This window comes from Nostoc sp. FACHB-892 (assembly GCF_014698795.1).
Classification (GTDB): Bacteria; Cyanobacteriota; Cyanobacteriia; order Cyanobacteriales; family Nostocaceae; genus Nostoc.
Genome location: NZ_JACJTR010000049.1, coordinates 12,412 through 26,175 on the forward strand (window position 1 = coordinate 12,412; position 13,764 = coordinate 26,175).

The window sequence follows — 13,764 nt, forward strand, 5'->3', positions numbered from 1 at the left end:
ATCCCACTTGAAAATGTCGGGGAGCTATGGCTGGAGTTAAATGTCACTGCGCGGCGAAGCGTTGAAGGATGCGCCTGTGTTTGCCAATGCTACGGGTAGACCCTTAGCCCCTTCTCATATTGACCGAGTGGTGAAACGGGCGGCGGCAGCAGCAGCAGAATTAGAGAATGCCATGAATGTTTCAGCGCACTGGTTTAGGCACAGTCACCCTACTCACGCAATAGAAGAAGGTGTTCCAGTGCATTTGGTTCAGGCTACTCTTGGGCATACAAGTTTGGATACTACGAGTAAATATTTACACGTAAGCCCTGATAGGAGTTCTGGGGAGGTTTTAGTTAAGCGATGGTCTGAGCCGTTTTAATTAGCGATCGCTTTTCTTTCTCAGTGCAGGACGCATAGCAACCATTTGGTGAAAAAATATAATACTTCGATATTACGCATCTATCAAAGGAGATATCTTTTTACTTGCCATCTTTAGCAATTCTGAATTATTAAAAGTAGCAAAATTTCTGGAATTTGCTTATCTCAAAATGAATATTCATAGTAAGGTACTTGTAGCGATAGTGACTTGTTTCAAAGTAAAAAAAGATAATTCATCTTTGCATTATGTGCTACAAATAGTTCAAAAAATACGTATTCTTACTTTGATGTGAGCTTCCAAGAACCGGCATTTGTTGTGCCTTAAGAGTTCAACTGCAAATAAAATTAAAACGCTATTTTCCACTGCTACTAATCATTAAGGAGCAACTATGGACCCTATCACTACAGTTATTGTGGCTGCTGTTAATACTCTGGGCAAGGGTGTCATTGAGGACGGTTACAACGCCCTCAAAAATGCTTTGAAAAAAAAAATTGGGGAAAAAAGTGACCTGATAAATGCAGTCGATGGATTAGAAAAAAAGCCAGACTCTGAAGGTCGCAAAGCCACGCTGCAAGAAGAAGTCGAAATTGCTAAGGTCAATGATGACCCTGAAATTCTTCAATTGGCTCAAGATTTACTGTCCCATCTAAAAGAACAACCTGGTGGACAGCAACTAATCAATCAAACTATCAACAATGTCAAATATGCTGCCACATCAGGTACTGGTACAGCCAGTATTAGCAACATCACTGATCACGGAGCATCTAAGGATAGCTGAAAAGATATTTTGATAAGTTAGGAGAAGCAAGGCTAACGTGTCTGAGCAACCCGATATTAATCAAACGATTAAAGAGACTGAATATGCTGCCACCTCGGCAGCAGGTGATGCAATTATCACAATCACCAACTACTATTACGGCGAAGACGTTAGACTGAAACCTGTTGAGTCTGTTGACGCTTCTCCTGATCAAGATATCCCATGCCCTTATCGTGGGCTGTTTCACTTTAGTCCCGATGACGCTAAGTTTTTCTTTGGACGTGAGTTGTTTGTAGAAGAATTGTTTCAAGCAACTAAAACCCATCACTTTATCCCTGTGCTTGGCGCATCGGGAAGCGGGAAATCTTCAGTTGTATTGGCGGGTCTAGTGCCTAAGCTGCAAAAAGAAGGTCATTGGAAGTTCACTCATTTTCGTCCTGGTTCCGACCCTTTCCATGCTTTGGCTTTAGCACTCGTTCCTCTGTACACACTAAATCTGGATGCTACTGACCAGATAGCCCAAGCTCGGAAGTTAGCTGGCTATCTTTGTGATGCTACTCTTCCTCTGTCTGACGTTTTTGCCCAGATAAAACAAAATCATCCCAACGACCGGGTGCTGTTGATTGGCGACCAGTTTGAAGAACTCTATACTCTCTGTAACGATGAGGTCATCCGCCGTAATTTCTTAGATAAGTTATTAACCAGCTTTCAATCTCCCACGAATAATTCTTCATTTGCTACTGTGCTGGTTGCAACCATGCGGGCTGATTTCTTAGGGAATGCTCTCTCATATCGCCCATTTGCAGATATGTTACAAAATAGTGACATCAAATTGGGAGCAATGAACCGTGAAGAACTTTCACGAGTGATTGAAGAGCCTAGTAAAAAGTTGAAAGTTACCTTTGAAACTGGACTAGTGGGACGCATCTTAGATGACGTAGAAGATGCGCCAGGAAATTTACCTTTACTACAGTTTGCGTTAACTGAGTTATGGAAACGGCGAATAGGTAGACGATTAACTCATGCAGCTTACGATGAACTTGGTCAGGTTAAAGGTGCCCTAGCCAGCTATGCAGATGAAGAATATGGCAAGCTGAGTGCAACTGAGCAAAAACAAGCCCGATGCATTTTTATCCAACTAGTTCGTCCTGGTGAAGGCACAGAGGATACGCGACGGTTGGCAACAAAAGCTGAATTGGGTGAAGCAAGCTGGACTTTGGTGAAACAACTGGCTGATGCACGATTAATAGTAACAAGTCACAATGCTGTCAACCAAGAGACAGTGGAGGTTGTGCATGAAGCGCTGATTCGTAATTGGGGTGAATTGCGGCAATGGATGGTAACAGACCGCGACTTTCGAGCTTGGCAGGAGCGGCTGCGCGCAGCAATGACTCAATGGGAAAAAGCGAACTGGGATGAGAGTGTATTGTTGCGAGGTGTACCCCTTGGAGAAGCAAAAGAGAAGCTAAAGGAACACCGAGAGAAACTGAGCCAAACTGAACAAGATTACATTGAGAAGAGTTTGGCATTCGACGCGTCTTTGCTTAAGCAAAAGGAAAAACGCAGACAGCGTCAGATGATGACAGCTTCAATAACGTCTATTATCTTTGCTGGATTTGCCGTCTTTGCTGGGTATCAATGGAGGCAAGCAGAAATTAATCAAATTAGAGCTTTTAGAGAATCATCAGAAGCATTTTTGGTTTCAAATCAAGATTTAGATGCCTTAATCAACAGTCTACAAGCGGGAATAAAACTCAATCAACCACTATTACAGGTATTTCCATTTGAAGCCGAGCTAAAAAATAAAGTGAAAGTAACGCTACAACAGGCAGTCTATCAAGTCAAAGAATGGAACCGCCTACAAGTAGGTCAACAAGATGTAGTCAATAGCGTCACTGCCAGTTTTAGTCCAAATGGCCAACTATTAGCAACGGGAGGAGATGACGGTACTGTCGGCTTATGGAATTTGCAGGGTCAGAAATTAAAATCTTGGCAAGGAAATAAAGGCTTAGTGTTGAGTCTTAGTTTTAGCCCAAATGGGCAACTATTAGCAACGGTAGGAGACCAGGGAGCGGCAGGAGGTCATATTAATGTCACCTTGTGGAACTTGCAGGGTCAGCAATTAAAATCTTGGCAAGCAAATCAAGGCTGGATTAGAACCATTAGTTTTACCCCCGATGGTCAGGGACTAGTAACCGGAGGACAGGACGGCAAAATCCACTTGCGGAATTTGCAGGGTCAGCAGTTAAAAACTTGGCAAGCACATAATGGATGGATATGGAAAGTCACTTTTAGCCCCGATGGTCAACGACTAGCGACCGCAGGATATGATAATGTAGCCCGAATTTGGGACTTGCAGGGCAATAAGTTGGCAGAATTGAAAGGACATACAGATCCAGTTAGGAGCGTCAGTTTTAGCCCCGATGGTCAGCAACTAGCGACTACAGGAGATGACGGTACTATCCGCTTGTGGAACTTGCAGGGTAAGCAATTAAAAGTTTGGCGAGGAAATTTCCAGGGGATTTGGAGTATTAGTTTTAGCCCCGATGGTCAGTTCTTGGTTACAGGAGGAGAAGGTGGTAATGCTCACCTATGGGACTTAAAGGGTCAAAAAGTAGGCACATTGAAGGGCTATCAAGGGCCGGTCAGAACCGTTAATTTTAGTCCCAATGGTCAATTATTGGCTACAGCCGGAGATGGCAACACAGTCCGCCTGTGGAACTTCCAAGGTCAGCAATTGGTAAAATTGAAAGGGCATCAAGGTGATGTCATCGGCTTCAGTTTCAACCCAAATGCAAAGCAACTAGTAACTTCAGGACAGGACGGTACTATCCGTTTGTGGGACTTGCAGAGTCAGCAAGTACAAGTTTTGCCGGGGCATCAGGGTATGGTCACAAGCATTAGATTTAGCCCAAATGGTCAACAACTTGCGAGCATAGGCGATAAAGGCATGATATACCTGTGGGACTTGCAGGGTAGGTTGTTGAAAGCTTGGCAAGGGCATCAGGGTATAAGAATAATTAAATTTAGCCCAAATGGTCAGCAACTTTTAAGCACGGACAATAATATGATCCGTCTCTGGGATTTGCAAGGTCAGCAGTTAAAAGCTTGGCAAGGAACTCAAAATGAGAATATTAAGAGTGTTAGTTTTAGTCCCGATGGTAAGCGACTAGCGACCACAGGAGATGCGGGTAATGTTTATCTGTGGGACTTGCAAAGTCAGAAGTTACAAACATTAAGAGGTCATCCAAATGGGACTCAGAGCGTTAGTTTTCACCCAGATGGTCAGCGACTGGCGACCGCAGGCGATGATGGCACAGTCCGCCTATGGAACTTGCAAGGTACGCAATTAGCAGTATTCACTGTAGAGCAAAGTCCAGTTTGGAGTGTTAGTTTTAGCCCGAATGGTCAGCAATTCGTTACCATAGGCGATGAGGGTGTAGCTCGCTTATGGGACTTGCAAGGTCGGCAATTGGCAGTATTCACAGCATCTTTTAAAAATTTGAAGATTATAGCCGCTTTTTTTAGCCCAAACGAACGGCAACTGGCTACCATAGAAGATGATGGTACAGTGAAGTTGTGGCAGATTGAATCTTCTGAGGATCTAATTAAACGGAGTTGTAATTGGGTGCGGGATTATTTGAAAAATAATCCAGAGGTTGAGAAGAGTAATAAGCATCTGTGCAACGGTATTGGCACTGGTAAATAAAGGCATTACACAATAGAAGTCTGATGGACATTGAAGCCTCACTCAAGTGCGAATTTCTCCATGTTGCCGAATATGTTCAACTAACCGCTTGGTTTCACCACCAGCTAATTCTAGTTCTCTAAGATTACCCACCAAAATAAACAATTCCTTTGCCCTACTAACGGCGGTATTTAGTAAATTAGGTTTCCGGTTAAGAAACCAAAAACTATGCTCCTGGTGGCACTGGTAAGGAGAGAAGATAATAGCTGCTTTCTCTCCTCCCTGGAAGGTGTGAACTGTGCCAATATCATCCCACGAAAAGTTTTGCCACCGATTAGAGAGTCGATACCTTAGCGCGTTGGCTTGCTGTGAGAAAGGAGACATCACCCCAATTGTCTTAGAGTTGTCGGCAGCGCCAAGGTCGTAGCCCTGCTGAAGCAAGGACGCAATTATAGTTTCTACGGCATTAATTTCTTCGGGATTGGTGTGATTTAAGTGGCTTCCTTCAACGTGGTAAGCCAGCAGGTGCTTGACTGTTGCAGTCTGGTCATAATCTGAAAGGATTTGCAGACCCCCAGGATAGTTGGGGCTGCAAAACTGAATAATGGGTGGGGTGCAACGGTAATGATTAGAGAGAATAATGCCATTGCCTAAGTCGCCTTCTGCGCCACTAGAGCCAGCAGCGCGGTGATAAGCGGTAGCTGTGTATTTGGCAGTGGGGGCATAGCGATAATAGTCTTCATTCCCCATGCCCCGATCCAGAAAGGCAGTTTTCAGATATTGTTTGATGGTATCGTCGCAAAGGTTAACTATTGGCTCAATTTGTTGGGGGTCGCCAGCAACTACTGCCCGTTGCGATCGCACTAGCAAGGGAAATAATTGATGTATAAGAGTTGTACCTGCTTCATCTACCAGTGCCAGCTTTACGCTATTAGGTTGGAGAATTGGCAGCATATTGCGTATTGATTGCAGACTGGAGCTAATCACGGGGAAAATCAAGCTCAAGTCACGGTAGATAGCATCACTATCACTTTCTAACTTGAGCAATGCCTCTCCGTCCCCCGTCAAGACGCTGCCATAAGTTGACAATGCTCTGATAACGCTATCTTTGCGACGGAGAACTTCTTGCAATAGAAACGCCCAGGCACGTTGAAACAGTTCAACCTGTAATTTGTGGTGGTCGCGGTAAAAAAAATTGTAGAAATCTCCTTGTGGGTAACTATCGATTTGTTTCTGAATTTGTTGATGTTCTGCTTGTTTTAACTCTCTTTTATTATTAAAAGCTGTTAGCTGGGTTTGAATTTCAGTGACTTTTTGGTGAAGATTCTGCCATTTTTGTGAGAAATCTAGTTTTTGGTTAACAGAAGCCTGGGCTGTGGTTAAACTAGGGTGGTCAAGGGGGGTCTGAAAAGGATGCCCTGTCGCCAAGGTGTTTAACACAGCTGCGTTGATTCGCAAAGCCAAGCGGCGAAAAATTCGTTGATCCGTAGTAGCATTAAGCCAGTTCAAGGCGCGTTTGGTGATGGAGTCAGACTCTTTTGGCAGTTCGCGTTCTGCCTGGGATAACTCTTCTCGTATTTGCAGGTAGGCATCAAGGGGAAAATTTGCATAATCAGACAAGCTTGATAGCTGTTCAGTTAGGGCTTGTAACTCGGAATCAGTAACAGCAATCTCGTTATTGAGAGATTGGATCTCTACATCCAATTGCGATCGCCGTTCAAAATCAGTGACTTTTTGAGCAGTATTCAAGCGGTCTTGCTCTATGAGTTGCTGAATTTGACTTTCTGCTTGCAGTAATTCGAGTTTGGCTTGTTGCCAAGCAGATTGATTAAATTCAGTCTGACGCAGCCAATCTTGGGTTGATTGTAGTTTGGGTAGAGTTTCCTTACGGATATTAGTTTGGTTGCCGCCTGGAAGATAAAACTGTTGAGCAGAAGAATTTATAGTCAGTCGTTGTTGGAATTTTTTAACGGTGCTGTTATTAGTGCCGACAAAAAGTATTAAATTATTTGCATCATCTTCACCGCGAACAAGCCGTAACGCCCGATTCACTACTTGCTGTGCTATGAGGTGGAGAAACACTTCTGTTTTTCCAGTTCCGGGTGGCCCACAAACAGCAGTTAATAAGTTCTCTTGGGCGTGTTTCAAGACAGACGCTTGAAATTCATCAGGTGCATGGTCGGGGAAAGCGCCCCAGAATATCACCTCATCTCTGGGTAATTGTGGCTGACCCCATAAGTACTGCATGGCTGGGTGAGTTTCAGTTAGCCATTCGCTATTACAGTCAGGTTGTTGAAGTTCCTTAAGGATTTCTTGCAAATCTTGCTTTAGAAGGGCATTGTAGGGCGTAAAGTCGCAGCGTAGCAAATAAGGTTGCTGAAAGGTTTTGTAGTTTCCTTGGGGTAAATCTACCAATTCAAGAAAGTCTCGAAGCGTTGGGAATCTTCCTTTAAATGTGTCTTCTAAAAATTTTCCAATTCCTGAAGCAACAATCAGTGATTCGGCTTGCTCCTCCTCTAGCCCGTACAGCCGCATCAAATTAACAACCACAGGCTGAAACTCGTACTCGGTCAAGTCCCAGCCAGTTTTGCGGTAATTACCTTTAAAGATGAGTGAAATATCGATGGTGAACAGAGGCAAGTATTTCAGCTTTTGGTCTTTGCCCTTGCCGTTGATTATATAGATTTGTGGGAAAGCAACAGCCATCTGAACATCATTTTTGTTACCTCTTTTAGCTGCTTGTTGCTGTTGCTGGAATTGCGTAAATACTTCGCTATCTAAGAGTAGCTTGTTGCCAACAAGCTGCACTCCCTTATCTACTACTTTTGAATAGATATCTGAAGAACGCTCGACCTCGGCTTGAGTCAGTTCTTCTAACCTGATGTAGCCTAGCCAGGATTGTACTATCTGGATAAGTTTTTCTGACTCTAGCATGGAGACTTAAACTTAAAAAGGAACACAAGCTAAGTATAAAAAATATTTGAGCATTCTGCCTTCTCCGTCCTGGTTTTGGTATGTAAGGTTACTCAACATTTGTGAGCGTTTCCAGTTGTGCAAGTAGTTTTTCTATTTGCTTGCGCTTCTTCGGGTCTGACCAAATACGCGACTTTCTTAGTTTAGTAGTCGCAGCAGTAAAGCGCTCTTTATAATCGTTCGACTCGGTGTTTGGGGTAGAGGCTGGGGTTTTCTTCTCAATAATGCGCTGTCTGATTTCACTTAAAGACCAGTTGTTAGCAAGAGCTTGTTCTAAAAATGCAACGCGCTCATCTAATTTCTGAATTTGGGCGATCGCTCTAGCTTTGGTGTACTCAAGTGAGCCTTCCCTTAGCGCATCAAGGATATCTTCTGGGAGGTTTAACAAGGGCAGGCGGTTCTTAACGAAAGATTCCCAGGTCATTAACCCTAAGCCATCAAACACTCCTTCAACGATTTTGAGGTCTTGGTTTACAGCAGGCTCATGATTAAGGACTGAATCATCCGTTTCGGTTTCGCCCATAACGTTATGGGTAGATAATTCAATATCGCCTTCATCGTCGCTGATAGCGTTATTAGTGGACTCAGTTTCAACTCCGCCCATAACGTTATGGGTAGGTTCATCACCTTCGCCATCGTGTGCGCCCATAACGTTATGGGTAACTGTAGATGCTTTGTTTTGTAGGCGTTGTAGACGATACAGTAATGGGGGGATATCCTCAACACTTCGACCTAGTTTGAGAGACAGCAGTTGCAGAATGCCTTCAGTTTCTTCAACTGGATTCAAGTCTTCTCGAAGTAAGTTTTCTATAAGTGCAAATTGAAAAGCTGCGTTGTCATCTAATTCTCTAATGACGACGGGGACAACTTTCAATCCAATAATTAAGGCAGCACGATAGCGGCGTTCTCCTGCGACTAATTCGTGTTTCTCTCCATCAAGAGGGCGTACCAACAAGGGTTGCAAGATGCCATGCTGTTTGATGGATTCAGTTAACTGCTTTAATGCTTCGGAATCAAAGTAACGGCGCGGTTGATTCGGCGGCAGAACAATCTGGTCTAATGGGATAGTCTGGGAAGAATCGGCATTAATAACGCCTGTAGTGTCCCAAGGTACATCAATTTTGCTTTTGAGAGGTTGGCTTGCTTTAGTGCGTCTCATTTTAAGGATTCTATGCTAAGGGCTATTTTTTTCAAGATGGCGACAGATGGGTGCTTAGGATCGTAAACTGCCAAAGGCATTCGTTCTTCTGAAGCATCAACAAAAGCAGTGGAGCGAGGAATGGGGGCAAAGACAGTTCCGGCGCTGGCTAGTTGTTCGGTGATGGCTGCTAAAGTGCGAGTGTCCTGGGAGTTCCGGGCATCGTATTTTGTCGGCACAAATCCGGCTATTTGCAGTTTGCGGTTTGGTTTGTTGCGTACTGTAGCAACCGTTTTTAAGAGTTCGCCTGTTCCCTCAAAGGCTTTGAAATGGGTTTCTAGGGGAACGAGAACATGGGTAGCAGCTACAAGGGAGATGTAACTTAGTAGCCCTAAGCTGGGAGGGCAATCTATGAGGATGAAATCGTAATTCTCTTGGATTGGCTCGATAGCTTCTTTCAGGCGAAAATCGCGCATGGAAGCACTAACCAATTGCATTTCTGCCGTAGAAAGAGAGATGTTGGCTGGGGCTAAATCCATACCATGAATTCCCTCATGTATTGGCAGGGGTTGTTCATCCACAATGGCATTGTTGACGGTTTGCTCTATCTCTCTTGGAACCAAGCCCATAAAAATGGTTAAGCTGGCTTGGGGGTCTATGTCGATGAGCAGGACGCGATGACCCAATTGCGCTATTTGGTAGCCCAAGTTTTGGGTAAGGGTGGTTTTGGCAACACCTCCCGCCTGATTAAAAACTGCGATGATTCGGCTCATAAGTGAGTTGGTTTACCTGCACTATTGCAACCTAAGATAACGGTGTTTGTGTTGCGAACACATCAAAATTACCATTAAACAAGGTGGAAACTGTAAATTCACCACCTGAACATTGATTTGGCGGATGATGTTGAAGGTGGGGTCGAAAAGGGTAGACCAGAGTTTGAGTACGGTAGAGTTGATTGTGTAAATAGATGCTTGATATAAGTTATGTCAAGAATTACTAGAGACGAATTGCTCAGAAGGTATGCTGCCGGAGAACGAAACTTTGCTGGAGTTCAATTGGGTGGTGATTTGGATGGCATTGATTTGAGTGGTGCCGATTTGAGTGGTACTAGGTTGGAAGAGTTCTACCTTGCGCGTGCCATACTCAGGGCTGTTAATCTGCGTAACGCCAGATTGACTGATGCCTGTTTGGATAGTGCTGATTTGACTGATGCTGACTTGAGAGGAGCCAGTTTGCGTTGCGCTTATTTGAGATGTGCCAATTTGACTGGAGCTGACCTGAGAGGGGGAAGATTTGAAGAAACTAGTTTCGACAGAGCTAACCTGACTGGAGCTAACTTGAGTGGGACTGATTTGGAAAAATCCATTCTGCGGGAAGCCAACCTGACTGGAGCTAATTTGGAGGGAGCCAACCTTAGCCAAGTTATTTTTTATAACACTATCATGCCCGATGGTTCTATCAGAAACGAATAGATTGACTGAGCAAGCTATCAATTCTGTGTCGGCTAGAAAATATAAAGTAATTATTATTAGATGCTAAAAGTAAGAAAGTTCAGTAACAAGTTTCTTACTTTATTTGCCATAACCAAGCGATATCAGGAGTTTTGAAAGCCAGTGTTGTGCATCTCTATTGCGAAGCCGTGGCTAGAATTTGCGATCGCTCTAATTATTATGAAGCCATGCCTTGGTACAGTTGAAAATTTGGCTAGTCTTCGTTAGGAAGCATATAGCGAGTAACTGAGCCATTATGCTCAATATTCACAGCGTACTGTGAGAGAAACTCAGTAGACCATCTAGGCTCGAACACAGGTTGAATTCCAGGCTCATCACCAACCCAAGGAGGAGCCGGAGTATAAAAGTCTTTGCCGTTAAGTTGTCGAGAAAGCCACTCTACACCTTCATAGTGACAGCGACCTGCTCCCAGAAAATCACCTTGCTGATCAAAAATTTCTATAAACCGACCGCTATTGTCCCATCCATCATCAACATATCCCTGTATTAGAAGAGCAAACGAATCAGATGACTCAACAGGAATTTTTACCAGGTACAGATTGCTGAGACTGTATTGAGAGTACCAAAAATGGCGATTATAAGTTCTAGCGACAGACTGAGGAATATCTTGCTCAGTTCTTTCAATCTCTACACAATTGAAAGCCATATCAGTAGATAGGGTTAATAGTTGAACACTGGCAATTCGACACTCCGGAAAAAAATTACAGAACGAGTCTGATAAATCGTAAAGTTTATTAAGTTCTGTTGAGTAAAATTGTCTAACTACAGACTTTCGTATATCTAAATTCATTCAACTTATACTCTCACGTACCACTAGCTTCAAAGTTTAATGAGATAACCCCGAACGCGCAATCAAGGTGCGCGGTTGTACCTGTTTTAAAATTTTACTGATAAAGCTTTTGAGTGATTAGTTAAATTTGATTTCTTAATTTTTTTCTTAATTACATCCAACTCAATACATATATAATTAATAATATTTATGTATTGATGACAATTAAATATGTACTGAAAATTTATTTAACATCAATCAATAACTAATTTACCAATCGTAGTCGGTAGTGTCGATAACAGTCCCGTCCTCTAAAGTTAACTCTATAGCCATACCAGTAAAATCAACGGTTTTGAGATTTTTAGCTCCAGTCAGGTCTGGACTAAATACATCGCCAACTCTGATTTCAGCATGAGATAAGTTAGCTCCTCTCATATTAGTACCATCCAACTCAGCCCATTCCAGCACGGCTTCGGTTAAATTAGCTCCACTCAGGTCGGCATTAGTGAGATTGCTTTTACTCAAATCAGCACGGGTCAAGTTGGCATTACTCAAGTTGGCTCCTTCTAAATTGACCCCTCCTAAGTAAGCCTGAGTCAAATTGGCAGCACTGAGATTAATCCCGCTCAAATCGGAAGTGATTCCCTGACGGTAGGGTTCGGCATAAGAATCAATGTCAAAGCGGCGGTGGACTCCACTAAGATTAGCTCCAGTGAGATCGACCCCGCTAAAATCCCTCTCACCAGCAGCGTAACGTCTGAGCAATTCTTTACCATTCATAATTTCCGTGGTGCAACGCACTATTTACAGGCTAATCTCAAACTAAACGCTCTATTCTAGCCGCTTCTACCCAATGTCGTAATTCCCACATTACCCGACATTGAAGGAGAAGCGATCGCCGCTTTCTCCCCCAGCCTCGACCAAGCAAGGAAGTTTCGCAGCACTAGCTTGTGAAATCCTTAACAGCAATTACTTATAGGTATTGAGAAAAAATTTTTCTTAGCAATTTCTTACTTGATATTTTATAACGGGGCTTGTTAGGTAGTAACTGCTGTGTTTTGGAAGCTAAAGTTATGACTGCTGAAGAACTGTTGCAACGTTATGCTGCTGGGGAAAGAAATTTTGCTGGAATTGAATTGCGTAATACTATGAATTCCACCGATCTCTTCCCCAATCTCGAAGGTGCTGACTTGAGAAAGATCAATTTGAGAGGAGCTAGCCTCTATCGTGTTAATCTTAGTGGTGCCAATCTCAGTAGTGCCAATCTCAGTGGTGCTGACTTGTTGTTTGCTAGATTGACTAGTGCCAACTTGAGTGAGACTATTCTGGCTTGTGCCAATTTGAGAAATGCCCAATTGGGAGTTGCTGATCTGACTAGAGCTTGTCTGGAAAGTGCTAACCTGACTCGTGCTTCTCTGAGGGGTGCTAACTTGTTCCAAGCCAACTTGAGTATGGCTCTGTTGATCGAAACCAACTTGGCTAGTGCTATTAATTTCAAGATTTCCTATGAAAATACGGATGGAGCTTTCTTCTGGAAAACTATACTGCCCAACGGAACTGTAGAGGTTGGCCCCAGGTACAATAGCTGAAGTATCAACAGGTTCAGAAGCAGCGACGAGCGAATGCCCATTCTCCGCCTATTTTTTCAAACGGTTGCCAGATAAGCAAATGCTTATCTGGCTTGGTTTCGCCATAATTGTCACCCATTGAACGCTAAAACCCTTGATTTACCGTTAAGCGGTTACTTGAGGATTATCTAAGTGAGCGACTACAACCCTAGATTAAATCTTTATGTAATAAGACTTTTAAGCTTAACCCAGTAATAGTTCCAATGATTCTCATACCCCTATTTCCAAGAAAAAAGAACTCGTTGCGAATCATGCGGCAACGCGGAGTGGTAGGGGCGGGCTTGTGGATCTTGTCAGCCCAACCAGTAATCTTAATGCCCGTCCCTACCACCGCATGATTCGAGCGAAGCGGCAACGAGTTCGTCGGATCAACGCTCTTATTACCGACTAAAACCCCTAGAGCGTTGCTTCTGCTTAAGCATTTGTTGCTGCTGCTGCTGTTCAATAAGAATTTCATTCCAAGTTCGCCCACTAGGTGCAATTCTTTTTCTTGTGATTAAACCTGACCTGGAAATTATCTTCAGTACACTGTTGTCTGCCTAGACACAATAAGAATACTTGATACAAAAATGAGTATTGCGGGTAGCAATAGGGAGTATTTGTGCGGAGAATTTCTGTTTTGCTTCAAACGGACGCTCACACCTTTTGGATCAAAAATGAGTATTTGCGCGTCATCTAAAGCTAAATTATTGCTTAGAAACACATTTTGAGCAAAACTCTACTTTTTCATATTACTTTATACTACATTTGTAACTAAAAAGCTGCACTCCACTTGTGAGTTACACCAAAGCTTGCTATAAACACCACTTATTACATAGACTTTATGTAGTTTAACAGTATTGAAATAGTAGTTCTAAATACCTTGCCCAAGTGGTAGCTGTTGGGTAGCTCAACTGGTGACACACCGCTACCAGTTGAGTAGTAAAAAAGCGAGTTGTT

General features: G+C 43.3%; 10 protein-coding genes. 5 read left to right on the forward strand and 5 right to left on the reverse strand.

What is annotated here, in order from left to right; translation table 11 throughout:
- Positions 1-40: 40 nt before the first annotated feature.
- The 3 genes from H6G96_RS33855 to H6G96_RS42975 all read left to right on the forward strand — a co-directional run bounded on the left by H6G96_RS33855 (position 41) and on the right by H6G96_RS42975 (position 4,827).
- Positions 41-361 (forward strand): site-specific integrase, encoded by a 321-nt coding sequence (locus tag H6G96_RS33855; RefSeq protein ID WP_190917867.1) that lies wholly within the window; start codon positions 41-43, stop codon positions 359-361.
- Between the two features lie 388 nt (positions 362-749).
- Positions 750-1,139 (forward strand): hypothetical protein, encoded by a 390-nt coding sequence (locus tag H6G96_RS33860; RefSeq protein WP_190917868.1) that lies wholly within the window; start codon positions 750-752, stop codon positions 1,137-1,139.
- Positions 1,140-1,176: 37 nt separating this feature from the next.
- On the forward strand, positions 1,177-4,827 hold the full coding sequence (locus H6G96_RS42975) for a WD40 repeat domain-containing protein (protein ID WP_190917869.1): 3,651 nt from the start codon (positions 1,177-1,179) through the stop codon (positions 4,825-4,827).
- Positions 4,828-4,869: 42 nt separating this feature from the next.
- Here H6G96_RS42975 and H6G96_RS33870 read toward each other — a convergent pair whose 3' ends face one another.
- The 3 genes from H6G96_RS33870 to H6G96_RS33880 all read right to left on the reverse strand — a co-directional run bounded on the left by H6G96_RS33870 (position 4,870) and on the right by H6G96_RS33880 (position 9,690).
- Positions 4,870-7,740: an AAA domain-containing protein gene (locus H6G96_RS33870; protein ID WP_190917870.1), complete on the reverse strand. Its 2,871-nt coding sequence runs from the start codon at positions 7,738-7,740 to the stop codon at positions 4,870-4,872.
- 88 nt (positions 7,741-7,828) lie between these two features.
- Complete coding sequence (locus H6G96_RS33875; RefSeq protein WP_190917871.1) at positions 7,829-8,938, reverse strand: ParB/RepB/Spo0J family partition protein; 1,110 nt, start codon at positions 8,936-8,938, stop codon at positions 7,829-7,831.
- Positions 8,935-9,690, reverse strand: a complete 756-nt coding sequence (locus H6G96_RS33880; RefSeq protein WP_190917872.1) for a ParA family protein — start codon at positions 9,688-9,690, stop codon at positions 8,935-8,937. The genes H6G96_RS33875 and H6G96_RS33880 overlap by 4 nt, the downstream gene beginning before the upstream one ends.
- A gap of 210 nt (positions 9,691-9,900) precedes the next feature.
- On the opposite strand from H6G96_RS33880, the gene H6G96_RS33885 reads away from it, so the two are divergent.
- Positions 9,901-10,389, forward strand: a complete 489-nt coding sequence (locus tag H6G96_RS33885; RefSeq protein WP_190917874.1) for a pentapeptide repeat-containing protein — start codon at positions 9,901-9,903, stop codon at positions 10,387-10,389.
- A 232-nt stretch (positions 10,390-10,621) separates the two neighbouring features.
- Here H6G96_RS33885 and H6G96_RS33890 read toward each other — a convergent pair whose 3' ends face one another.
- Both H6G96_RS33890 and H6G96_RS33895 read right to left on the reverse strand, forming a co-directional pair.
- A complete protein-coding gene (locus H6G96_RS33890; protein ID WP_190917875.1) occupies positions 10,622-11,218 on the reverse strand; it encodes a hypothetical protein in 597 nt (198 codons plus the stop codon).
- 249 nt (positions 11,219-11,467) lie between these two features.
- Entirely contained in the window at positions 11,468-11,977 is a 510-nt protein-coding gene (locus H6G96_RS33895; RefSeq protein WP_190917878.1) for a pentapeptide repeat-containing protein, read from the reverse strand.
- 293 nt (positions 11,978-12,270) lie between these two features.
- Here H6G96_RS33895 and H6G96_RS33900 point away from each other — a divergent pair, with 293 nt between their 5' ends.
- Positions 12,271-12,786, forward strand: a complete 516-nt coding sequence (locus H6G96_RS33900) for a pentapeptide repeat-containing protein (protein ID WP_190917880.1) — start codon at positions 12,271-12,273, stop codon at positions 12,784-12,786.
- The last annotated feature ends 978 nt before the right edge of the window (positions 12,787-13,764 follow it).